Below are 23,002 nucleotides of genomic sequence, written 5' to 3' on the forward strand. Positions count from 1 at the left end.
CGCAGCCGCCGGCCGCCCGGAGCTGGAACCGGACCCTCCGCGTCAGCGAGGATCACACCATGCACACCCCGACCCTCGACGCCCCGCCCCGTCCGCCGACCCACCGCACGGCCGCCCGGTCCGCCGGGGTCCTGGCCGTGTGCTCCCTGCTGCTGCTGGTCCTGGTGGCGGCCCGGTGGCGCCCGCTGATCGTGGTGGACGGTGACGTCTCCCGCACCACGCACCGGTGGGCGGTCGGCGAGCCCGGCATCACCCAGGTGTGCCGTGTCCTGACGGACTGGGTGTGGGACCCCTGGACGATGCGTCTGCTGTGCGCCGTGGTCGTGGTGTGGCTGATCTGGCGTCGCGCGGCCCGCTGGACGGCGCTGTGGCTGGGGGCGAGTGTCGCGCTGAGCACCCTGCTGCAACAGAGCCTCAAGGCGGCCGTGGGCCGGCCCCGCCCGGTCTTCCCCGACCCCGTCGACTCCGCCCACTACGCGGCCTTCCCGTCCGGTCACGCCATGACCGCCACGGTCGTCCTCGGCCTGCTGCTGTGGCTGCTGCACCGCGGGGGCGTCACCCGCGCCGTGTGGCACACCGCCGTGGCCGTGGCCGTCGTCTCGGTGGCCGGGGTGGGTCTGACCCGCGTCTGGCTGGGCGTCCACTGGCCCACGGACGTCCTCGGCGGCTGGCTGCTGGGCGCCCTGGTGGTGTCGCTGGCGGTGTGGGTGTACCGGCTGCGGCGGCCGTGACCGCGCGCTGCGGGACCTCCAGGGCCGCCGCCGCGCCTGCGCCGGACCGGCCGAGCCGCGGCCGCCGCCCGGTACGGGGGCCGGGGGCCGGGTGATCCGGCGCGGCGCGGAGCTCGGCGCCGGGGCGGAGCTCGACTCCGGGCGGGCGAGCGCGGTGCCGAGGAGGCCGGGAGCCGTTCCCGGGCGTCGCCGGGCCGGACGGCCTGCTGCGCCTGGCCCCGCGCCGCAGCGAGCACATGGTGTGCGCGGGCTGACCTGCCGTCCTCACCGCGGGCGGGATCGCGTCCGGGCGCGGCCCGCAGGGGTTTGGCCGGCCGGCGAGGTGCCGTGGCTCCTCGGCGCGGCCGGCTCATAGGATCTCCCCGTGACCGCCGTGCTGTTCGACTTCTCCGGGACCCTTTTCCGTATCGAGTCCGCCGAGTCCTGGCTGCGGGGTGTGCTGGCCGAGCGCGGGGTGGAGCTGCCCGCGCCGGAGGTGTCGGCGGCGGCCGAGGCGCTGGAGCGGGCGGGGGCGCTGCCGGGCGGGGCCCATCCGGTGGAGCTGCCCGGGGAGCTCGCTGCCCTGTGGCGCGTCCGGGACCGCAGCGCCGAGCTGCACCGGGCCGCCTACACCGCTGCCGCCCGCCGGGTCCCGCTGCCCGACCCCGCGCTGTACGACGCGCTCTACGACCGGCACATGAGCCCCGCCGCCTGGGCGCCGTACCCGGACGCCGCCGAGGTGCTCGGCGCACTGCGCGAGCGGGGCGTGCGCGTGGGGGTCGTCAGCAACATCGGCTGGGACCTGCGTCCGGTCTTCCGCGCGCACGGCCTGGACCCGTACGTCGACACGTACGTCCTGTCGTACGAGCACGGGGTCCAGAAGCCCGACCCGCGGCTGTTCGCCACCGCCTGCGAGGAGTTGGGCGTCGATCCCCGCGCCACGCTCATGGTGGGCGACGACCGGCACGCGGACGGCGGCGCCGCCGCGCTGGGCTGCGGGGTGCACTTCGTGGACCACCTGCCGGTGACCGACCGGCCCGACGGGCTGCGGCCGGTGCTGGACCGGGTCGGCTGACCCGTTTGTGCCGAGCGGCCGACGGGTCCGGGCGGAGCCGAGAAGTAGCCTGAGGCCACCAGTGGGGCAAAGCGTCCGCCCCGGACGATCCCCCGCGTCGCCCGAGGCAGACAACAGCCCGCGACAGGCCTCCAAGAGCCCTGGCCGGACTTCGCTGAGTATAGTTGGCTGGCAGCCAGCCAACGAGGAGTTCGACAATGTCCCCGCGCAGCGCCTCGGTCAACGAAGAGTTGCGGAGGCGTTCCAAGGAACGGCTCCTCCAGGCGGCGGTCGAGTTGGTCAGCGAGCACGGCTACGAGGCGACGACGCTCGGCGACATCGCCGACCGGGCGGGTTCGGCCCGCGGCCTGGTGTCGTACTACTTCCCCGGCAAGCGCCAGCTGGTGCAGTCCGCCGTGCACCGGCTGATGCACCGCACCCTGGAGGAGGCGCTGGAGCGCGAGCCGCGCACCGAGGACGGCCGGGAGCGGCTGGCCCGGGCCGTCGACGCGATCCTGGGCCTGGCCCGGGACTATCCCGTGCTGATGCGCCAGCACATGGCCGGGCTCCTCCAGGCCGAGGGGTTCGTGCCGTGTCCCGAGCAGCGGCGGCTGGCCGAGCTGCTGCGCGACACCGTGGCCCGGCAGGGCTCCCGGGACGTCGACAGCGACTACCCGATGCTGCGCGCACTGCTGATGGGCGCCGTGTACACCGCCCTGGTGCCCGGGGTGCCGATGCCGCTGCCGGTGCTGCGCGCCGAGTTGTTCAAGCGCTACCGGCTGGACTGGGACATGGGTGTCCCGCCGGACGCCGAAGGGCCCGGCGGGACGTGCGACACGGATCTGTCGCGGTTCTTCGCGACCGGGGCCGCACCGGGGTGCGGGCCCGAGGGTCAGTCGAAGTAGTCCGGCTGCGTCTGCACGTTGAGCTCACGCAGGTGGACCCACCTGGCCGGGTCCGTGCGCCGGTCGTCGATCTTCAGGACGTCGAAGCCCTTGGCGATGTCGTTCGAGTAGATGTAGCCGTTGTAGTAGTACGCCGACCAGGAGCCGCCGGTGGTGATCGCGTCCGTGCTCAGCGGGCCGCGCTCGAAGTAGGCGATCTCCTTGGGGGCGGCGGAGTCGGTGAAGTCCCAGACGGAGACGCCGCCCTGGTACCAGGCCTGCACCATGAGGTCCTTGCCCTTGACCGGGATCAGCGAGCCGTTGTGGGCCACGCAGTTCTCGGTGTCCGCCTGGTGGCGGGGGATCTTGAAGTAGCTGCGGAAGACGAGCTTGCGCTGGTCCCCCTTGCCGACGATGTCGTAGATGCCGTCCGCGCCGCGGTTCGGGCCGGTGGCCGCGTTGCAGGTGGCGCCGCTGCCGCCGCCCAGCTCGTCGGTGAACACGACCTTGTTCGCCTTCTGGTTGAAGGTCGCCGAGTGCCAGAAGGCGAAGTTGACGTTGTCCTGGACCTGGTCGATGATCTTCGGCCGCTCCGGGTCCTTGATGGACATCAGGATGCCGTCACCCATGCAGGCGCCGGCGGCCAGGTCCTCGGAGGGCAGCACGGTGATGTCGTGGCAGCCGGTGGTCTTGGACACGCCCGGGTTGGTGGGCGCGCCCGGGTTGCCGCCGCCGTCCGGGCCCTCACCGGGGAAGAGCACCGGGAAGTCGATGACCGCCGCCTTCTCCGGAGCGCTGCGCGGCACCTTGATGATGGAGATGCCGTCGTGCGGCGGCTGGCAGTCCGGGTAGGCGGCGTTCGGCGAGTACGAGGAGACGTAGATGTAGACGTTCCTGCGCTCGGGCACCAGCGTGTGGGTGTGCGAGCCGCAGGCGGTCTCGACGGCCGCGACGTACTTGGGGTTCCGCTTGTCGCTGATGTCGAAGACCTTCATGCCCTCCCAGGAGGACTTCTCGGTCGCCGGCTGCGTGGTGCTGTTGCAACTGCTGTCGCTGCGCGAGGAGTCGGTCGACAGGAACAGCAGGTTGCCGGAGACGGAGACGTCGTTCTGCGAGCCGGGGCACAGCACCTGGGCGACCGTCTTCGGCGCCTTGGGGTTGCTGATGTCGAAGATGCGGAAGCCGTCGTAGTTGCCGGCGAAGGCGTACCTGCCCTGGAAGGCCAGGTCCGAGTTGGTGCCGGGGAGCACGTCCTTGGGGACGTTGGCGAGGTGCTTGATGTTGGCGGAGTGGACGATCTCGTCCTGGCCGGGTATCTCGCCGCTCTCGATGGCCTCCCGGGCCTCGGCACGGGCGCTCTTGGAGACCTCCTTGGGCTTGGCCGGAGTGTCCCCGGGGTCGGGGATCGCGGCGGCCGGGGCGGCCGTCAGGAGCGCGGCGAGCAGCCCGCCCGCCGCCGCTGCCACTCCCAGGCGTCTGCGCCGTGTTCGGGGGTCGTTCAACAGGATCACTGTTTCCTCCCTCTGCTCCGTTCACCTCGGAGCTGTGCAGGCACCCCGAAGTATTGTCTTCACCATGCACATTCCAACAGTGGGCAACAGACTCGCAATCAAGTTTTCGGATCGGCAACGCCCGGAAGCGTGCTAGGACTTCCCCCACACCCACGAGGTGTTTTCCTCAACCCGCCTGCCACAGGAGGTCGTTGTGCTCTTCCGCCGTGCGTCACGCGCGCCCCTCGTCGCCAGCGGGCTGACCGCCCTCGCCCTGCTGGGACTTGGGGCCTGCGACTCCGGCTCGGACACCGGGTCCGCCGGGCGGAGCGGGCCTTCGGTCATCGCCCCCGGTAAGCCCGGCGAGGAGAACCGCACCCTGTCCCCGCAGGAGGCCTCCGAGCGGCGCGCCCAGGACGACTCCCCCAACTCGGCGGACGTCTCGTACGCGCGGATGATGATCGAGCACCACGCGCAGGCCCTGGAGATGACCGAACTGGCCCCGGGGCGTGCGGCGTCCGCGCCGGTCAAGCGGCTGGCCCAGCGGATCACGGCCGCTCAGCGGCCCGAGATCGACGCGATGAAGGGCTGGTTGAAGGCGCACGGGAAGAGCGAGAAGGCCGAGGGGCACGGGCACGACCACGCCGCGATGCCCGGCATGGCGAGCGAGGCCCAGCTGAAGAAGCTCCGCGCGGCGCACGGGAAGGCCTTCGACCAGCTCTTCCTCACCCTCATGATCACGCATCACGAGGGGGCGATCACCATGGCCACGGACGTGAAGGCGCAGGGCAACAACATCCAGATCGAGGAGATGGCCGACGAGGTGATCGCCCAGCAGACCAGCGAGATCACCCGGATGCGGGACATGCTGTAGGGGCTTTCGCGGCCGGTGTCAGTTCGATGCCGGCCAGGACGCCGGGGACCCCCACCCCGCCCCGGCGGGCGCCTCAGCGGCGGGCGCGGCGGGGGGTCAGGAAGCCCGCGTCACGCGCCTGGCCGATCAGCCTGAGGGCCTTGCGACGGCTGTGACCGGTCGCGTGCATCACCGCAAGAACGGGGTCCGCGCCCTGTTCCTGGGCCGCGCGGTACTCCCGTGCCGCCAGCAGCCGCCCCTCCGCGCCGCGCGGCCAGTCCGGCCGGGCCCGGCGCGCTCCGCCGCCTTCGGCACCTGGTCCGGCGCCCGCGCCGCAGGCCTCGCCCAGCGGACCCTCGAGCCACTCGGCGAGCACCGCCAGGTCGTCCAGGGACAGGGCGGGTTCCGCCCGGACGTCCTCCACGCAGACGCTTCCCCCGTACTCCACGGCCAGCGCGTCGACCCGGGCGCCGTCCGGGAAGGCCAGCCGCACCTCGAACCACCGCGCCGTGTTCCGGCCCTCCCTCACCTGCCAGGCGGCCCGTACGGACACCGACCCGTCGGCCGGAGAGCGATCCGACAGATGAAGGAAAGTTGCTTCTAGCACACACGGAACGTAACCGCATCATCACATTCCATACGAACGGACACGCATGACCGTCCGGCGCACAGCACCCTGTCAGCGGAGCTGTGGCGGTGCGATGCTGGAGACATCAGCGACCTCCTGAGGACCGAGGAGTTCCGCCGTGCTGCGTGTCGCCGTCGTGGGTTCCGGGCCGAGCGGGTGCTACACCGCCCAGAGCCTGGTCCAGCAGGACTCCGAGGTGCGCGTCGACGTCCTGGACCGGCTGCCGTGCCCGTACGGCCTGGTCCGCTACGGCGTGGCACCGGACCACGAGAAGATCAAGTCGCTGCAGAGCAGCCTGCGCACCGTCCTGGAGCACGACCGGGTGCGTTTCCTCGGCGGCGTCCAGGTCGGCCCGGGCGGGGTTCCCGCAGCCCGGCTGAGGGAGCTGTACCACGCGGTGGTGTACTGCGTGGGCGCCGCCACCGACCGGCACCTGGGGATCCCCGGCGAGGATCTGCCGGGCAGCTGGTCGGCGACCGAGTTCGTGTCCTGGTACAGCGCGCACCCCGACGCCGTCGACGACGGTTTCCTGAGCGGTGCGCGGTCGGCCGTGGTCATCGGCGTGGGCAATGTCGCCGTGGACGTCACCCGGATGCTGGCCCGCGGTCCGGCAGAGCTCAGCCCCACCGACATGCCGCAGGCAGCCCTGTCCGCGCTCAGCGCCAGCCAGGTGGCCGACATCCACATGGTGGGCCGGCGCGGCCCGTCGCAGGCCCGTTTCACCACCAAGGAGCTGCGCGAGCTGGGCACCCTGCCGGACACCGGCGTCCTGGTCGACCCGGCGGAGCTGGCGCTGGACCCGGCGTACCTGGAGCCCTCCGCGCTGCCGGCCGCGCAGCGCCGCAACGTCGAGGTGCTGCGCGGCTGGGCCGAGGCCGCCCCCCGGGACACCCCGCGGCGGATCCGGCTGCGGTTCTTCCTGCGCCCCGTCGAACTGCTCGCCGGCCAGGGGCGCGTCGCGGCCGTGCGGTTCGAGCGGACGGCGCCGGACGGGCACGGCGGCGTGACAGGCACCGGACGGTTCGAGGACATCGAGGCCCAGCTGGTGCTGCGCTCGGTGGGCTACCGCGGGGTGCCGCTGGAGGGGCTGCCGTTCGACGCGGCCACCGGCACCGTGCCGAACCTGGCCGGGCGTGTGCTGCGCGAGGGCGTGGTGACCCCGGGCGAGTACGTGGCGGGCTGGATCAAACGGGGCCCGACGGGCGTCATCGGCACGAACCGGCCGTGCGCGAAGGAGACGGTGCTGTCCCTGCTGGAGGACGCCCCCGTCCTGGAGCGCCGGGAGATCCCCGAGGACCCGCTCACAGTGCTGCGCGCCCAGGGGGTGAGGCCGGTCGAGTGGTCCGGCTGGCAGGCGATCGAACGGGCCGAGGCGGAGCTCGGGGCGTCGCTGGGCCGGGGTGTGGTGAAGCTCCCCGACTGGGAGTCCCTCATGAACGCCGCGTACGGCGGCGCCCGTTAGGCGGCGGGCCGCCTGACGGCGGACGGACCGGACGCCCCGTCCCCGGCACCGGGCTCAGGCCGTGCCGGTGGTGCGGGCGGCCTGCCGGTCGGCGGCGGCGAGGAGGGCGTCGAGGAGTCCCGGGAAGAGGCCGTCCAGGTCGTCCCGGCGCAGGCCGTTCATCTTGGCCGTGCCGCGGTAGATCTGCCGGATCACCCCGCTCTCGCGCAGCACCCGGAAGTGGTGCGTGGTGGTGGACTTGGTGACCGGCAGCTCGAACTGCGAACAGCTCAGCTCGCCGCTCGCGGCGGCGAGCTCGCACACGATCCGCAGCCGCATGGGATCGGAGAGCGCGTGCAGGACCTCCTCCAGCCGGATGTCCTCGCGCGCCGGGTGCGGCAGGTCGCGGCCGGTGGGGGTCGGGGCGGCGGTCGTCACGGCGGGGCTCCACATTCGTCCGGGAGCTCCCATTGTACGAGGAACCTCGAACCATTGGTTCGATAGCCATCGTAGTTTGACAACCTCCGTACTACGATGCGTACCGTACTACCCGACCACCGGTCCCGTGACGAATGGAGTCCGCCGTGAGCGCGCTGTTCGAGCCCTTCACCCTGCGTGGGGTGACGATCCCGAACCGGGTGTGGATGCCCCCGATGTGCCAGTACTCGGCCGCGCCGGAGGGCCCGGACGCCGGCGCCCCGCACGACTGGCACTTCGCGCACTACGCCGCCCGCGCGACGGGCGGCACGGGGCTGATCATCGTCGAGGCCACGGCCGTGTCGCCGGAGGGCCGGATCTCGCCGTACGACCTGGGCCTCTGGAACGACACTCAGGTGGAGGCGTTCCGCCGCATCACCCGCTTCCTGGCCGGCCAGGGCACGGTCCCGGCGATCCAGCTCGCCCACGCCGGCCGCAAGGCGTCGACCGACCGGCCCTGGAAGGGCGGTGCGCCGGTCGGCCCCGAGGCACACGGCTGGCAGCCGGTGGCGCCGAGCCCGCTCGCGTTCGACGAACGGCACCCGGTGCCCACCGAGCTGACGGAGACACAGATACAGCAGATCGTCGGACAGTTCGCCGCCGCGGCCCGCCGCGCGCTCGCCGCCGGCTTCGAGATCGCCGAGATCCACGGCGCCCACGGCTATCTGATCAACGAGTTCCTCTCGCCGTACTCCAACCACCGCACCGACGCCTACGGCGGCTCGTACGAGAACCGCACCCGTTTCGCCCTCGAAGTGGTCGACGCCGTACGGGAGGTGTGGCCGCAGGACAAGCCGCTGTTCTTCCGCATCTCGGCCACGGAGTGGCTGGAGGAGGGCGGCTGGAGCCCGGACGACACCGTCCGTTTCGCCGCCGACCTCAAGGCCCACGGCGTCGACCTGCTCGACGTCTCCACCGGGGGCAACGCCTCCGGCGTCCGCATCCCCACCCACCCCGGCTACCAGGTGCCCTTCGCGGCCCGGGTGAAGGCGGAGACGGCCCTGCCGGTCGCCGCGGTGGGGCTGATCACCGAGACCGAGCAGGCGGAGAAGATCCTCGCCAACGGCGAGGCGGACGCCGTCCTGCTCGGCCGCGAACTGCTGCGCAATCCGTCCTGGGCCCGGCTCGCGGCCCGGGAGCTCGGTGCGGAGGTCCGGGTTCCGGATCAGTACCACCGGTCGGTGTGAGCCGGGCCGGCGGCCCGGGAGGTGTCAACCGGCCGCGCACACCGTCCCGTTGAGCGTGAAGGACGTCGGCGTCGAGCTGTTGCCGCCGTGGCTCGCCTGATACCCGAGGCCCACGCTCGCCCCCGGCGCGATCGTGCCGTTGTACGAGACGTTCGTCGCGGTCACCGCACCGGACGACGGCGTGTACGTGGCGCCCCAGCCGCCCGTGACGGTCTGGCCCGCCGGCAGGGTGAAGCCGAGCTTCCAGCCGTTGATCGTCGTGGTGCCGGTGTTGGTGACGGTCAGGGAGGCCGTCAGGCCGGTGTTCCAGGCGTTGGTGCTCACCGTCACCTTGCAGGCGCCCGGCCGGGGCGGGGGCGTGGGGCCCGAGGAGTCCAGCCCGAAGAAGGTGAGCACCCGGGCGGCCATGCCGTTCGCGTACACGTTGTGGCCGACGCCCCGGAGGCTGATCGCCTCGACCGGGGCGCGGTCACCGGTGCCGCCGTAGCGGGTGCGGGTCCAGCCGGACTGGGGCGAGTCGGTGGCGGCCGGGGTCTGGCTCACCCCGTGCACGTTCGTCCACTGCTTGATCATCTCGCCGAAGTTGGGGTAGCGCAGCACGTCGTCCTCGGTGCCGTGCCACAGCTGCATCCGCGGCCGGGGGCCGGTGTAGCCGGGGTAGGCGCCGCGGACCAGGTCGCCCCACTGCTGCGGGGTGCGGATCACGGTGCCGTTCGCGCAGGCGCTGTTCCACTCGGAGCCGTCGGTGGTGGCGAAGCAGCCGAACGGGACGCCCGCGAAGGCGGCGCCCGCCGCGAACACGTCGGGGTAGACGCCGAGCAGGACGTTGGTCATCATCGCGCCGGAGGAGATGCCGGTGGCGAAGATGCGGCCGGTGTCGGCGTCGTAGGTGCGCACCACCCAGTCGACCATCGACTTGATGCCGACCGGGTCGCTGCCACCGCCGCGGCGCAGCGCCTGCGGCGAGGAGACGTCGAAGCACTTGCTCGCGCGGGTCACCGAGGGGTAGACGACGATGAACCCGTAGCGGTCCGCCAGCGAGGCGTACTCGGTGTTGTTGTACATCGCCGGACCGGAACCGGTGCAGTAGTGCACGGCCACCACGACCGCCGGGTGCGCGGCGACGTGGTCCGGCACGTACAGGTACATCTGGAGATTGCTGGGATTCGTCCCGAAGTTCGTGACCTCTCTGAGCGTCGCGGTCGGGGCCGCACCGGCCCGGGAAGGGGCCGCCGCGGCCGGTCCCCCGATCGCGAGCAGCGGCAGCAGCGCGGCCAGGACCATGAACACCAGCCCGCCGGTGAACGTACGCGTACGCGGAGTCCTCATCGACCCGCCCTCTCAGGAAAAGGAAGCGTCCGAGGCGGCACATGATGACATGGGCATGCCGCTCATGGAAGCGCTCCCACACCCCTGTGGCTTTTCATGGCCGGCCGAATGTGTCCTACGCGAACCGTTGACTAGAAAGCGCTTGCCCCCTACCGTCCACGTTCAGCGACGTGACCGGCTCAAGCGGTACAGGGCCTGAAAGGTCCACTACGGTCACGCATTGGGTTCAGAAACACGTCCGTCGATCACATAGATGCACGAGTAAGGGCTCCCGAAGGGACGCACCCGCATGCGCGCTCTCCCCCCACGTACACGAGCGCGACGCACCCCGACGCGAGTGCTCCCCGCGGCACCAACCCCCCACTGAGACAGAAGGAAACAACATGACTTCTGCATCACGCCCCCGCCCCCGCGGGCGCGCGCTGACCGGGGCACTGGCCTCCCTCGGTCTTTCGGTTGGCATGATCATGACCATGAGTGGTGCCGCGGAGGCCGCCACCTGGCCGACCCCGAACGGCAGCCAGGGCGTCTCCGCCACCATCCCGGTCTCCGGCACCAAGGACTACGGGATGAAGCGCCTGTACGGTACCGGGGCGCTCGGCTCCGGCAGCCAGGACGAGGACCAGGGCCCGATCCTCGAGCTCGCCGACGGCGCGGTCCTCAAGAACGTCATCATCGGCGCCCCGGCGGCCGACGGCATCCACTGCAAGGGCAGCTGCACGCTGCAGAACGTGTGGTGGGAGGACGTCGGCGAGGACGCCGCCACGTTCAAGGGCACGTCCTCCTCCAGCGTCTACACCATCTCCGGTGGCGGCGCGAAGGAGGCCAGCGACAAGGTGTTCCAGTTCAACGGCGCCGGGACGCTCAACGTCTCGAACTTCGCCGTGAAGAACTTCGGGACCTTCGTCCGCTCGTGCGGCAACTGCAAGACGCAGTACAAGCGGACGATCAACCTGAACACCATCGAGGTGAACTGGAAGGGCAACAAGCTCGTCGGGATCAACACCAACTACGGCGACTCGGCCACCTTGCGCAACATCACCATCATCGGTGACACGAGCAAGAAGATCGTGCCGTGCCAGAAGTACATCGGCAACAACACCGGCAAGGAGCCGACCACGAACGGCAGCGGGCCTGACGGGACCTACTGCAAGTACTCCTCCTCGGACCTCGTCTACAAGTAGCCCGCAGGCACCTGCCGGAGGCGCCCCCCGTAACCCTCCACGGTGAACGCGGCCGTACGAAGCGCTCCCCCCACGGCGCTTCGCACGGCCGCCGCGTCGTTCAGCTCCCGCGCACGCGTGCGCGTACCTCCCCGGTCAGCTCCCGCTGGTAGTCCGTGTACGCGGCGCGCAGCGCGGCGCCCGGCCAGTCGCCGGGCAGCAGGTCCAGGGGCAGGACGGGGTCGGCGAGCAGATGCCGTACGACGGCCGCGAAGGCGGTGAGGCGCTCGGCGGGGCCGTGGGCGCGGGCCAGGTGGGCGAGCAGCGCCCGGGCCGTGCTCGCCCAGTCCTCCAGGGGCCACAGGGTGGCGGCGAGCCGCCGCCCGGGCTGTGCGGGGCGGGCCGTGTAGTGCTGGGCCACCTCGTCGAGGCCGGCGGGGAGCGTGCGGCGCAGGTTGGCCGGGCGCAGCCAGACGCCTTCGCGCAGTTCGGCGAGCCGGAGTGCCGCGAGGTGGGTGCGCAGCTCGGCGCGTTCGGCGGGGCCGCGTCCGGTCGCGGTGATCACCACCATCTCCCAGTCGCCGTCCCACGCGCGCGTGCGCGGGCGCACCGCCTCGTCCTGGCGCCGCTGGCGCTCCAGCAGCCGTGCGCTGAGCCGGTAGCCGGTGCCGGTGCGCCGCAGATCACCGGCCGCGACCATCCGGCTGAGCGCCGCCCGCAGGGTGGACCCGCCGACGCCGAAGCCCTCCACGAGCCGCACGAGCTCCTTCACCGGCAGCTCGGGGGGATGCGCGCCGAGCAGCAGACTCAGCACGACCGACCGTGCCGACAGCGGCCGCAGGTCCAGGTCGCCGGGGTGGTGGGCCGCCGCATGGGTCCGCATGGCCCCGTACTGTACGCGGCGAACCTCGTGTTGCACGATTGCTGCGGCCGCAGCGGTAGTGCAACACTCGGGGTATGGTCCCGACACGCATGGACGAGCAGCAGGGGTACGGCGCACCCGCCACGCACCAGGTCACCAACCAGCCCCCTCCGCTGGCCCCGTACGACGCCTGCGACGACCCGGCCCTGCTGGAGGGGCTGCGGCGGGAGGGCGCCGGGTGGGCCGAGGAGGACCTGCGGCGGCTCGGGCGGCTGTCCGGCAGCGTCCAGGCGCAGGAGTGGGCCGAGCAGGCCAACCGCCACGAGCCGGTGCTGCGCACCCACGACCGGTACGGCCACCGCATCGACGAGGTCGACTTCCACCCGAGCTGGCACCACCTGATGCGCACGGCCGTGGCCGAGGGGCTGGCCGCCGCCCCGTGGGCGGACGACCGGCCCGGCGCCCATGTCGCCCGGACCGCCGGCGGCCTGGTGTGGGGCCACACCGACGCCGGACACGGCTGCCCGACGTCCATGACGTACGCCGCCGTGCCCGCGCTGCGCCGGCAGCCGGACCTCGCCACGGTCTACGAACCGCTGCTGACCAGCCGGGTGTACGAGCCGGGCCTGCGGGTGCCGGCCGAGAAGCGCGGTCTGCTGGCGGGCATGGGGATGACCGAGAAGCAGGGCGGCTCCGATGTGCGCACGAACACCACCACGGCCACGCCCACCGCCGAGCCCGGCGTGTACACGCTGCGCGGGCACAAGTGGTTCACCTCGGCGCCGATGTGCGACGTGTTCCTGGTGCTGGCGCAGGCCCCGGGCGGGCTGTCGTGCTTCCTGGTGCCGCGCGTCCTGCCCGACGGCACCCGCAACACCTTCCGCATCCAGCGGCTGAAGGACAAACTGGGCAACCGCTCCAACGCGTCCTGCGAGCCCGAGTTCGACGCCACCGTGGCCTGGCTGGTCGGCCCGGAGGGCAAGGGCGTCAAGACCATCATCGAGATGGTCAACTGCACGCGCCTGGACTGCGTGATGATGTCGGCCGCGCTGATGCGCAAGACCCTCGTGGAGGCGGGTCACCACGCACGGCACCGCAGCGCGTTCGGGGCGCGGCTGATCGACCAGCCGCTGATGCGCAACGTCCTGGCCGATCTGGCCCTGGAGTCGGAGGCCGCCACGACCCTCACGCTGCGGCTGGCCGGCGCCGCCGACCGCGCGGTGCGCGGGGACGCCGGGGAGGCCGCGTTCCGCCGGATCGCCACCGCCGTCGGCAAGTACTGGGTCACCAAGCGGGGCCCGGCCTTCACCGCCGAGGCCCTGGAGTGCCTGGGCGGCAACGGCTATGTCGAGGAGTCGGGCATGCCGCGCCACTACCGGGAGGCTCCCCTGCTGTCGATCTGGGAGGGCTCGGGGAACGTCAACGCCCTGGACGTGCTGCGGGCGTTGCACCGCGAGCCACAGGTCGTGGAGGCACTGTTCGCCGAACTCGCCCTCGCGCGGGGGGCGGACGCCCGGCTGGACGCGGCCGTGGCGCGGCTCAGGGGCGGGCTGGCGGAGGGCTCCGAGGCGGGGGCGCGCCGGCTGGTGGAGCTGATGGCGCTGGTCCTGCAGGCCTCCCTGCTGGTCCGGTACGCCCCGGCGGCGGTCGCCGACGCGTTCTGCGCGACCCGGCTCGGCGGCGACTGGGGGCACGCGTTCGGCACGCTGCCCGACGCGGCCGACCGCGGCGCCGTGCTGGACCGCGCGCTGCCCGGCGGGCACTGAGGCGTCTTCCGGCCAGGAGCCGCACGGTTCGCGCACCGCCGCCTCCTGTCACGGCCGCCAGCGGCCGCGTTGTCAGTGCCGTGGTGCAGACTCCGGGTCAGACGGCACTGAGCTGGGGAGGACGACGTGCTTACGGGGATCGACGAGGTGGACTGGGCCTCGCTGCGGCATGCGTACGGCAGCGCGAAGGACGTGCCCGGGTTGCTGCGGGGACTGGCCTCCGCCGACCCCGCCGAGCGGGAGACCGCGCTCGACGGGATGTACGGCGCCGTGCACCACCAAGGAGACGTGTACGACGCGACGCTCGCCTGTGTTCCGTTCCTGCTCGACCTCGTCGCCCGCGAGGAGGTCCAGGACCGGGCGGGCATCGTGGAGCTCCTGGTGAGCATCGGCGGTGAGCACGACGGGGAGTCGGGGCAGGCGGACGCCGGGGGTGAGGCCGGCTCGCTCACCGCGCGCGCCCGTGCCGCGGTCCGGGCGGGCGGAGAGGTGTTCGCCCGGCTCACGCAGGACGCGGACGCCGACGTACGGCGGACGGCGGTGGACGCGCTCGTGCGGTTCCTCGACGAACCGGCGCGCGTGCTCGGCCTGGTGCGGCAGCGGATCGCGCGGGAGCGGGACGAGAGGGTGCAGCTCGCCCTGACCGAGGGCCTGGGCCTGTTCGCACGGCGGCATCCCCGGCAGGCCGCCGAGGCGCTGGACCTCCTGACGGAGCGGAGCGCACCGCCGTACGGCCCGGCACTGCGGCTCGCCGCGCTGGGTCAGCTCGCGAGCCACGCGCCCGAGCGGCTTCCGGCGGATCTGGTGCCGACGGCCGTGGGCCTGTTGCGGGCCAGGGCGCAGGAGCGCCGCGGCGAACCGGACGCGACGGAGCAGCCGTTCGTCACGGACACGCTCATCGGCCGGCTGCGGCTGCTGCGCCCGTCCGACGAGGAGGGCTCGCGTCTGCTGCGCACCCTGCACCAGGCGCTGGACGACCGGGTGGGCGACCGGATCGCCCTGCTGTGCGGGCAGTTGCGCTGCCCGGACCCGCTGGACCGGTGCAACGCGGTGTGGATGTCGGCGGGCCTGTTCCGCGAGTGGCGGGCGGACTACGCCGAGCCCGTCGCCCTGATCGGCGCCCAACTGGCCGCGCCCGAGGACCGGTTGCGCGAAGCGGCGGCGTTCGTCCTGTCCGAGCTGTTCGAGCTGGCCGCACCCGCCGCCGACGACCTGCACGCGCTGGTGTCCGGCCGCCCCGAGGGCTGGACACACCGCTGGGAGCACGGGGCACCGACACTGGGTGACCCGCTCAAGGCGCTGGCCAGGACGGGAGACGCCCGCGCGGTACCGGTCCTCGGCCAGATCCTGGCCGGTCCGGCCGTGCCCTACGACCTGGGGTACGTGGTCCCCCACCTGGGACGGGCCGCCACCCCGCTCGCCCCGGCGCTGCGGCGCAGGCTCGCGGAGATCGCGCTCGACTCCTCCGGGACGCAGGACGGGGCCGTGCCCCTGCTGTCGGCGCTGGCCGCGCTGGGCGACACCGAGTCCGTCCCGACCGTGCTGCGGCTGCTGCAGGGCCCAGCCGAGGGGGTGCGGCGCTCCGACGCCACCGTGGTGCAGGCGCTGGCCACCCTTCGCGCGCTGGGGACCGGAGCTCGCGAGGCGGCACCGGTCGTGCGGGGGCTGCTGGACACCGAGTACGCCGGGCCGGCGGCCGAGGCGCTGGCGGTGATCGAGCAGGACCCGGAGGCCGCCCTGCCCGTCCTGCTCCGGGAGGCGGCGCACGAGGACACGTTCCGTCGCCGGCGGGCCGCCGAGGCGCTGGGCGGACTGGGCCCCGCGGCCGGGCCCGCACTGCCCGGGCTGCTCCGCATGGCCGGCCGGACGGAGGCCCCCGACACGCTGGGCGTGTGGGAGCGGGCGGCGGCCGCGTGCGCGGTGTGGCGCATCACCGGGGAGCCGGGGCACGTTCTTGCGACGCTGCGCTTCGCCTGGTCGCAGAACGTCCACATCCGCCTTCCGATCGCCACGTGCGCCGCGGCGATGAGCGCCTCGGCCGGGCCTGTGCACGACCTGCTCGCCGCGGAGCTCGCGACGCCCCGGCGCCACCAGGCGGGCCCGGACGGACTGGACATTCCCCACATCCACGAGGACGAGCGGCTGGTGCGGCTGTGCAGGGAAGGGCTGGCGCGGGGGTAGGCCGGGGGTCGGGCTGACGCCGGGGGCGGGCGAAGGCAGGTTGGCGCGGGGGGCGCCAGGCTGGTGACGGGGCCGGACGGGGGCGGGCTGGTGCCGGGGGCGCGCCTGCCCGGCTCCCACCGGCGTCTTCACAGCCCGTCGTCACCCCAGTGTCCGTCCCCACTGCGGGCCGAAGCGGGCCCACTCGGTGTCCCACTGGTCCATGCGGCGGCGTTCCAGGCGGGCGCGTACCGCGCGGCCCGTGGCGAAGGGTGCGGCGGCGGCGAGTGCGCCGGTGAGCGCACCGATCAGGGCGGCCCGCAGACGGGCCTGGGACGCGCTGGGCGGCTCGGTCACCAGGCGGCCGTCCAGGTCGGTCCACACGGTGACCGGGGTGCCCGCCGCGCTGCCGGCGCGGACCCGGACCTGGCCCGAGTGCCGGGAGCCGTCCGCTGCGGTCCACCGGGCCTCGGCCCACACCTGCCCGGCACCGGAGCGCTGGGCGGTCTGCGCGGCCGTGCCCGGCGCGTGCTCGGTGAGCCGGGCCGCCACCGGGTGCCACTCGGCGCGCTCCCTGGCCAGTTCCTGCTCCACCGCCCCGCTCACCGCGGTCCCGGCGAACACCCCGGCGAGGACGGTGAGCGCCCAGGCCCCGAGCACCACCCAGGCCTCCACCCTGTCGGCGCGGCGCTTGAGCGGGTTGCGCCGCCACCGCCACAGCCACACCTTCGGACCACGCAACGCCATCGAAGGCTTCCTCCTCATGAGCGCTCACCGTCCCGGACCGCCCTCCCATACGCACGACGGCCCTTCGATGCTCACGGCACCTGCCCTTCGACCCGACGGTGCCACGCTCCCCGCACCCGTGCGGGCGTCTTCGCGAAACAGGCCGCGCATCGGCCCCGGGGCCCGGCCGGGATCCCCGGTCCCCGGCCCGCCACACCGCCCTGACCTGCGACGCGGCACGCTCGGGGGGTGACTGTCAGTGGCGGGGTGCAGACTGGCCGGTGTCTGGACGAAGGCGTCGACGAGGACGCCGCGGAGGTGATCGGCATGACCGAGGTACTGCTCGCCGTGGGGACCCGCAAAGGCCTGTTCATCGGGCGCCGGCGAGGGGGTGGCGGCTGGGAGTGGGACGAGAGCCCGTACTTCAACGCTCAGGCGGTGTATTCGGTCGCCCTCGACACCCGCGGCACCACCCCGCGCCTGCTGGCCGGCGGCGACAGCGCGCACTGGGGCCCGTCCGTGTTCCACTCCGACGACCTCGGCCGGACCTGGACGGAACCGGCCCGGCCGGCCGTGAAGTTCCCGCAGGACACCGGTGCGTCGCTGGAACGGGTGTGGCAGCTGCACCCCGCCGCCGCGGAGCCGGACGTGGTGTACGCGGGTACGGAACCGGCCGCGCTGTACCGCTCCGAGGACCGCGGGGAGTCCTTCGAACTGGTCCGGCCGCTGTGGGAGCACCCGACGCGGTCGCAGTGGATGCCGGGCGGCGGCGGTGAGGGGCTGCACACCGTGCTCACCGACCGGCGGGACCCGCAGGCCGTGACGGTCGCCGTGTCGACCGCCGGAGTGTTCCGCACCACCGACGGCGGTGCGACCTGGGCCCCCTCCAACTCCGGTGTCTCGGCGGTGTTCCTGCCGGACCCGAACCCGGAGTTCGGCCAGTGCGTCCACAAGGTCGCGCGGGACGCGGCCACCCCTGACCGGCTGTACCTGCAGAATCACTGGGGGGTCTACCGCAGCGACGACGCGGGCGCGCAGTGGACCGACATCGGCGCGGGCCTGCCGTCCACGTTCGGTTTCGCGGTGGCCGCCCATCCGCACCGCGGGGACACGGCGTACGTCTTCCCGATCAACGCCGACTCGGACCGGGTGCCGGCCGACCGCCGCTGCCGGGTCTTCCGTACCTCGGACGCGGGCAAGAGCTGGGAGCCGCTGACGGCGGGGCTGCCGCACGACGACCACTACGGCACGGTGCTGCGCGACGCGATGTGCACCGACGACGCCGACCCGGCGGGCGTCTACTTCGGCAACCGCAACGGCGAGGTGTACGCCTCGGACGACGACGGCGACACCTGGCGGCAGTTGGCGTCGCATCTGCCGGACGTGCTGTGCGTGCGGGCGGCGGTCGTCGGCTGAGCCGGGCCCAAGGAGCGGACGCGGTCAGGGTCTTGGCCACCGGTTGATCTCCGCTGCCCGTACGGCAGTAGGGTGACGCCCGTGGCACCACGACCCTTGCATGAGATCGTCGAAGCGGGCTGGGCGAAAGCCCTGGAACCGGTGGCCGGACGGATCGCCGCGATGGGCGACTTCCTGCGCGCGGAGATCGCCGCGGGACGCACCTATCTCCCGGCCGGACCGCACGTCCTGCGCGCCTTCCAGCAGCCCTTCGACGAGGTCCGCGTCCTGATCGTCGGCCAGGACCCCTACCCCACCCCGGGGCACGCGGTGGGGCTGTCGTTCTCGGTCGCGCCCGACGTGCGGCCGCTGCCGGGCAGCCTCATCAACATCTTCCGGGAGCTGACCAGCGACCTGGGGGTGCCCCAGCCGTCCACCGGTGACCTCACCCCTTGGACCGAGCAGGGCGTGCTGCTGCTCAACAGGGCGCTCACCACCGCCCCGCGCAAGCCCGGCGCCCACCGGGGCAAGGGCTGGGAGGAGGTCACCGAGCAGGCCATCCGGGCCTTGGCCGGGCGCGGCAAGCCGCTGGTGTCGATCCTGTGGGGCCGTGACGCCCGCAACCTGCGTCCGCTGCTCGGCGACCTGCCCGCCGTGGAGTCCGCGCACCCCTCCCCCATGTCCGCGGACCGCGGCTTCTTCGGCTCCCGCCCCTTCAGCCGCGCCAACGACCTGCTGATCCGTCAGGGGGGCCAGCCCGTGGACTGGCGCCTGCCGTGACCGGGGCGGTGCCTTGGGAGGGTGACGGGACGTCACCGCGTGGGCTCCCCTCCCCGTGAGGTTGAATCCCGGACATCCGGGACAGGTCGACCGCCGTGCGGTGTCCCCGGACGGTTCGCACAGGGATCGGCTTTGAGTCGTACGTCACCATCTCGTCACCCGATCCGCGCAGGACTCATCAGACAAAACCGGACGGATTCCGCTCACCTGCACCCTCCCCGAACAGGGGAGCCCAAGAAGCCAGTAACATGCGGCGCCATGAGCTCCCCCACTGGGCCCGCGTCCGGCCTGCCAGTACGAATGCCGCGCCCCCGCCAGCCCGGACGGCACCGCCGTCCCGAACCCCTGGTGGCTCCCGAGGGCGCGCCCGCGCTCGTCCTCGCCGTGCCGGGCACGCCCAGTAGCGCCACCCGCGGCCTCGCCGAGGAGGTCGTGAGCATCGCCCGTTCCGAGCTGCCCGGTCTCGACGCGCGGATCGGGTACCTCGACGGGGACGACGCCGAGTTCTCCTCGCTGCAGTCCGTGCTCGCGCACGCCGCCCAGGAGCGCACCGCCCGCTACGAGCAGGCGCGGGCCGCCGGGATGGACGTCAAGGAGCCCGACGGCCCCGTAGCCGTCGTCGTGCCCCTGCTGGCCGGGCCGGACAGCGCGCTGCTGCGCCAGGTCCGCCAGGCCGTGATGGACAGCCGGGTCGCCGCCGAGCTGACCGATGTGCTCGGCCCGCACCCGCTGCTCGCCGAGGCGCTGCACGTGCGTCTGTCGGAGGCCGGGCTGGCGCGCGCCGACCGCGCCCGGCTGTTCACCGTGGCGACGGCCGCGGACGGCATCATCCTCGCCTCCGTCGGCGGTGACGAGGCCGTGCAGGCGGCCGGCATCACCGGCATGCTGCTCGCCGCGCGCCTGGCCGTGCCGGTGATGGCGGCGGCCCTGGACCAGGAGGGCTCGATCGCCTCGGTGGCCGAGCAGCTGCGCTCCTCGGGCTCGCAGCAGCTGGCGCTGGCGCCGTACCTGATCGGCCCGGAGATCGACGCGAGCCTGATCGAGGAGGCCGCCAAGGAGGCGGGCTGCCCCGCTTCGGAGGCGCTCGGCCCGTACCCGGCGATCGGCAAGCTCGCCCTGGCCAAGTACACGACCGCGCTGGGCATCGCCCCGCAGCAGCCGCAGGGCGCTCCGGCCCGCTGACACGGAGCACCGCACGCACGTACGGACGGACGCAGGGGCTCGCTTCCCGAGAGGGAGGCGGGCCCCTGCGTCGTACGTCCGGTGTCTGCGGCCGGTCGAGGACCGGCCTCAGCCGATCACCACGCAGGACGCCGACGGCACCGCGAGGGAGCCGCCGAGGTGCGGGACGCCCGTGTCGGGGTCGACGGCGAACCAGGTGACCTCGCCCGAGCGCTCGTTCGCGGCGTACAGGAAGCCGTTCCAGCCGGTGAGGGCGCGCGGCCACCGGCCCCCGCAGGGCACCGTCGTGACCAGGCGCAGCGCCTCCTCCTCGACGGCGAACACGGACAGCACGTCCTCACCGCGGGTCGCGGTCCACACGAAGCGGCCGTCGGGCGAGACGACGATGCCCGAGGGATAGGCGTCGCCGGCCGGGGCGCCGGGCAGCACGGGGGTCTCGGTGAGCGGCTCCAGCGCGCCGGCGGCGGCGTTCCAGCGGCAGACGGTGACGGTGGGGGCGAGTTCGTTGACGACGTACGCGTGCCGCCCGTCCGGGTGGAAGGCCAGGTGGCGTGGGCCGGAGCCGGGGCGCAGCGCGCTCTCGCGGTGCGGCCGCAGGACGCCGTCGGTCAGGGCGCACACCCGCACCGAGTCGGTGCCGAGGTCGACGCTGACGGCCCAGCGCCCGGTCGGGTCCGGCTGCACCTGGTGGGTGTGCGGGCCCTGCTGGCGCGGGGCGTACGGGCCGGAGCCGGTGTGCCGGAGCACGCTGGAGGGCGCGGGGGCGAGGGTGCCGTCGGGCCGGACGGGGACGGCGGTGACGCTGCCGGAGCCGTAGTCGGCGGTCAGGACGTGACCGGCGAAGACGCTCAGGTGCGTCGGCCCGCTGCCGCCGACCGGCACCGGCGGTCCGGCCGGCTCCGGTGTGTCCCCGGTCACCCGGTACGCGGCCACCGCGCCCTGGGCCGTCTCGCTGACGGCGTACAGCGTGGCGCCGTCGGGTGACAGGGCCAGGTACGACGGGTCGGGGAGGCCGTTCACGGTGCTCAGGAGGGTCAGCGCGCCGCTTGCGGGGGCCACGGCCGCCGTCACGATGCCGGGGCCGCCGGCCGCCGTGAACGACCCGATGAACGCCCGCTGTCCGTTCCCGTGTGCCACCGCTGGTCCCCTCTCGTAGCCGCCGTCGAGGGCGACGGTAACAGAGAGGTCTAGACCAAGGGCAGGTCTCGCGGGTTACGCGTTGGCCAGCGGGGAACGGGACGGCGTGCGCAGCGGCTGGGCGAGCTCGGCCAGGGCCCGCTCCAGCCCGTGCAGATGGGCCAGGACGGGTTCCGTCACCGACGGTTCGGCGGGCGTGACGGCGACCTTCCGGGGACCGTCGCCGGTGAGCGCCTCGACCGCCGCCTCCACACGCCAGCAGGCCGCCGCCAGCCGGGCGTCGTGGGAGGCCTCCGGGTCGGCGGCGACGGCGACCAGGCCGCGGATCTCCCGGGCGCAGTCGTCCAGCAGGTCCAGCACCCGGCGGGCGCGGCGCTTACGGCCGAGCATCGGGTTGAGCGGGTGCACGAGGGGGGCGACGGAGAGCCGTACCCGGCCGAGGAGCTGCTCCAGTTCGGCCACCCGCGGGGCGGGGTCGGCGGCGGCGTCGCCCGCCAGGCGCGCGGCGGTCTCCGCGGTGCAGGCGTGGACGCAGCGCAGGGCCCGCTGGATCCAGGCGTCGGTGACGCTGTGCGTGGTCACGGGCAGCACGAAGAGAACGGCCAGGGCGGCACCGAGCGCCCCGACGCCGGTCTCGGTGAGCCGCAGGGCGAGCAGGCCCGGGCTGAGCACGCCGAGCAGGCCGTACAGCAGCCCGGCCAGGAGGGTCACCCAGAGCATCATCCAGGTGTAGGAGACGGCGGCCGTGTAGAAGATGCCGAAGACGCACACGGCGGTGAGGACGGCGGTCGGGACGGGGGCGCCGTGCAGGGGCAGGGCGACGAGCAGGCCGAGGCCGATGCCGATGACCGTGCCGAGCAGCCGCCGGAAGCCGCGGACCAGGGTCTCGCCGCGCGAGGTGGTGTTGACGAAGATCCACCACGTGGCGCCGACGGCCCAGTACCAGCGCTGGCCGGACACCAGCTGGCCCACGACCAGGGCGAAGCCCGCGCCGGCGGTGGCCTGGATCGCCTGGCGGGTGGTCACCCGGGCCAGGCCGGTGCCGCCGGGCGGGGCGAGCACGGGAGCCGGGGGCAGGCGGCGCTCGTAGCACCACAGGCCGAAGCGCACCACGGCGGCGCCGAGCACGGAGAGCAGGACGGCGGCGTACAGCTCGGGCAGCCGGCCGGGGGTGGCGTGCAGGAACTGGGCCACGAAGAAGGTCATGAAGGCGAACACGCCGAGGCTGTGCCCGCGCGGGCCCCAGCGGCGGGCGTACACCCCCGCGCCGACCACGGCGAGGAAGGTGAGGTCGCGCGCCACGGGATGGTCGTGCAGTTCGGCGGCGGCGGCGAGCACGGGCAGCCCGAGGGCGGGCAGCAGGGCGGTGGTGACCGCCTGGCCGCGCACGGTGGCGTCGGTGACGGTGAACAGGGCGAGCAGTGCGGCGAGGCCGCCGGTGACGGTGCCCGCGAGGGAGTGTCCGGCCAGGCCGCACACGACGACCGCCAGCCCGACACCGAGCACGGCGCGCGCGGCGAAGCGCAGCCGCGTCCGGCCCGGGTCCGGAGCCACGAACACCCTCTTCAGCACGGAATACCGCCCCCTTCGTACGACCGGCAGGACACCGGCGTGACCTGGCATGAAAAAGGCGCCGCGGGGGTCCGCAGCGCCATCGACGGCCCTATATCAGCATCTCTGCCACCACTGGCTCAACAGGCTCCTTCTACACTGGGCCATTGGTACAGCATCGGCCGCCGTCGGGCGGTCGCCGGAGAGCCAACGGACGAGGAGGCCGG

20 protein-coding genes are annotated in these 23,002 nt (G+C 73.6%); 12 read left to right on the forward strand and 8 right to left on the reverse strand.

Annotated features, from left to right (window positions below):
• The first annotated feature begins 59 nt into the window (after nt 1–59).
• The 3 genes from AB0K80_RS16295 to AB0K80_RS16305 all read left to right on the forward strand — a co-directional run bounded on the left by AB0K80_RS16295 (nt 60) and on the right by AB0K80_RS16305 (nt 2,669).
• Nucleotides 60–731 carry a phosphatase PAP2 family protein gene (locus AB0K80_RS16295; protein WP_365669932.1) on the forward strand — a complete coding sequence of 224 codons (672 nt, stop codon included), beginning with the start codon at nt 60–62 and terminating at the stop codon, nt 729–731.
• Nucleotides 732–1,095: 364 nt separating this feature from the next.
• Nucleotides 1,096–1,785: an HAD-IA family hydrolase gene (locus tag AB0K80_RS16300; protein WP_365669934.1), complete on the forward strand. Its 690-nt coding sequence runs from the start codon at nt 1,096–1,098 to the stop codon at nt 1,783–1,785.
• 197 nt (nt 1,786–1,982) lie between these two features.
• Nucleotides 1,983–2,669: a TetR/AcrR family transcriptional regulator gene (locus AB0K80_RS16305; protein WP_365669937.1), complete on the forward strand. Its 687-nt coding sequence runs from the start codon at nt 1,983–1,985 to the stop codon at nt 2,667–2,669.
• Here the strand turns inward: AB0K80_RS16305 and AB0K80_RS16310 are convergent.
• Nucleotides 2,657–4,159, reverse strand: a complete 1,503-nt coding sequence (locus tag AB0K80_RS16310; protein WP_365669939.1) for a hypothetical protein — start codon at nt 4,157–4,159, stop codon at nt 2,657–2,659. The two genes, AB0K80_RS16305 and AB0K80_RS16310, sit on opposite strands and share 13 nt — an antisense overlap.
• A 193-nt stretch (nt 4,160–4,352) precedes the next feature.
• On the opposite strand from AB0K80_RS16310, the gene AB0K80_RS16315 reads away from it, so the two are divergent.
• Nucleotides 4,353–5,012, forward strand: coding sequence for a DUF305 domain-containing protein (locus AB0K80_RS16315; RefSeq protein ID WP_365669942.1), 660 nt, complete (start codon nt 4,353–4,355; stop codon nt 5,010–5,012).
• Between the two features lie 73 nt (nt 5,013–5,085).
• Here the strand turns inward: AB0K80_RS16315 and AB0K80_RS16320 are convergent, their stop codons facing one another.
• Nucleotides 5,086–5,544, reverse strand: a complete 459-nt coding sequence (locus AB0K80_RS16320) for a DUF6214 family protein (RefSeq protein WP_365670289.1) — start codon at nt 5,542–5,544, stop codon at nt 5,086–5,088.
• Nucleotides 5,545–5,737: 193 nt separating this feature from the next.
• Here AB0K80_RS16320 and AB0K80_RS16325 point away from each other — a divergent pair, with 193 nt between their 5' ends.
• Nucleotides 5,738–7,081: an FAD-dependent oxidoreductase gene (locus AB0K80_RS16325; protein WP_365669945.1), complete on the forward strand. Its 1,344-nt coding sequence runs from the start codon at nt 5,738–5,740 to the stop codon at nt 7,079–7,081.
• 54 nt (nt 7,082–7,135) lie between these two features.
• Here AB0K80_RS16325 and AB0K80_RS16330 read toward each other — a convergent pair whose 3' ends face one another.
• Nucleotides 7,136–7,513: a helix-turn-helix domain-containing protein gene (locus AB0K80_RS16330; protein WP_365669946.1), complete on the reverse strand. Its 378-nt coding sequence runs from the start codon at nt 7,511–7,513 to the stop codon at nt 7,136–7,138.
• 131 nt (nt 7,514–7,644) lie between these two features.
• On the opposite strand from AB0K80_RS16330, the gene AB0K80_RS16335 reads away from it, so the two are divergent.
• Entirely contained in the window at nt 7,645–8,724 is a 1,080-nt protein-coding gene (locus AB0K80_RS16335) for an NADH:flavin oxidoreductase/NADH oxidase (RefSeq protein ID WP_365669947.1), read from the forward strand.
• A gap of 24 nt (nt 8,725–8,748) precedes the next feature.
• Here AB0K80_RS16335 and AB0K80_RS16340 read toward each other — a convergent pair whose 3' ends face one another.
• Entirely contained in the window at nt 8,749–10,053 is a 1,305-nt protein-coding gene (locus AB0K80_RS16340; RefSeq protein ID WP_365669949.1) for a PHB depolymerase family esterase, read from the reverse strand.
• Between the two features lie 383 nt (nt 10,054–10,436).
• Between AB0K80_RS16340 and AB0K80_RS16345 the strand changes: the two genes are divergently transcribed.
• Entirely contained in the window at nt 10,437–11,237 is an 801-nt protein-coding gene (locus AB0K80_RS16345; RefSeq protein ID WP_365669951.1) for a pectate lyase, read from the forward strand.
• Nucleotides 11,238–11,337: 100 nt separating this feature from the next.
• Here the strand turns inward: AB0K80_RS16345 and AB0K80_RS16350 are convergent, their stop codons facing one another.
• A complete protein-coding gene (locus tag AB0K80_RS16350; RefSeq protein WP_365669953.1) occupies nt 11,338–12,099 on the reverse strand; it encodes a PaaX family transcriptional regulator C-terminal domain-containing protein in 762 nt (253 codons plus the stop codon).
• A gap of 74 nt (nt 12,100–12,173) precedes the next feature.
• Here AB0K80_RS16350 and AB0K80_RS16355 point away from each other — a divergent pair, with 74 nt between their 5' ends.
• Both AB0K80_RS16355 and AB0K80_RS16360 read left to right on the forward strand, forming a co-directional pair.
• A complete protein-coding gene (locus AB0K80_RS16355) occupies nt 12,174–13,844 on the forward strand; it encodes an acyl-CoA dehydrogenase family protein (protein WP_365669955.1) in 1,671 nt (556 codons plus the stop codon).
• Nucleotides 13,845–13,970: 126 nt separating this feature from the next.
• The gene (locus AB0K80_RS16360) at nt 13,971–16,025 is read left to right on the forward strand and encodes a HEAT repeat domain-containing protein (protein ID WP_365669957.1); all 2,055 of its coding nucleotides are present in this window, start codon (nt 13,971–13,973) and stop codon (nt 16,023–16,025) included.
• A 141-nt stretch (nt 16,026–16,166) separates the two neighbouring features.
• On the opposite strand, the gene AB0K80_RS16365 is transcribed toward AB0K80_RS16360, so the two are convergent.
• A complete protein-coding gene (locus AB0K80_RS16365; RefSeq protein WP_365669959.1) occupies nt 16,167–16,751 on the reverse strand; it encodes a hypothetical protein in 585 nt (194 codons plus the stop codon).
• Nucleotides 16,752–17,057: 306 nt separating this feature from the next.
• Between AB0K80_RS16365 and AB0K80_RS16370 the strand changes: the two genes are divergently transcribed.
• The 3 genes from AB0K80_RS16370 to AB0K80_RS16380 all read left to right on the forward strand — a co-directional run bounded on the left by AB0K80_RS16370 (nt 17,058) and on the right by AB0K80_RS16380 (nt 20,087).
• On the forward strand, nt 17,058–18,146 hold the full coding sequence (locus AB0K80_RS16370) for an exo-alpha-sialidase (protein ID WP_365670291.1): 1,089 nt from the start codon (nt 17,058–17,060) through the stop codon (nt 18,144–18,146).
• A gap of 81 nt (nt 18,147–18,227) precedes the next feature.
• A complete protein-coding gene (locus AB0K80_RS16375) occupies nt 18,228–18,905 on the forward strand; it encodes a uracil-DNA glycosylase (protein WP_365669961.1) in 678 nt (225 codons plus the stop codon).
• Between the two features lie 258 nt (nt 18,906–19,163).
• Entirely contained in the window at nt 19,164–20,087 is a 924-nt protein-coding gene (locus tag AB0K80_RS16380; RefSeq protein ID WP_365669963.1) for a hypothetical protein, read from the forward strand.
• 108 nt (nt 20,088–20,195) lie between these two features.
• On the opposite strand, the gene AB0K80_RS16385 is transcribed toward AB0K80_RS16380, so the two are convergent.
• Complete coding sequence (locus tag AB0K80_RS16385; protein WP_365669965.1) at nt 20,196–21,224, reverse strand: lactonase family protein; 1,029 nt, start codon at nt 21,222–21,224, stop codon at nt 20,196–20,198.
• 75 nt (nt 21,225–21,299) lie between these two features.
• Complete coding sequence (locus tag AB0K80_RS16390; RefSeq protein ID WP_365669967.1) at nt 21,300–22,796, reverse strand: FUSC family protein; 1,497 nt, start codon at nt 22,794–22,796, stop codon at nt 21,300–21,302.
• Nucleotides 22,797–23,002 lie beyond the last annotated feature (206 nt).

Origin of the sequence: Streptomyces sp. NPDC052682, assembly GCF_040678435.1 — a bacterium.
In the GTDB taxonomy this organism is placed as follows: Bacteria; Actinomycetota; Actinomycetes; order Streptomycetales; family Streptomycetaceae; genus Streptomyces.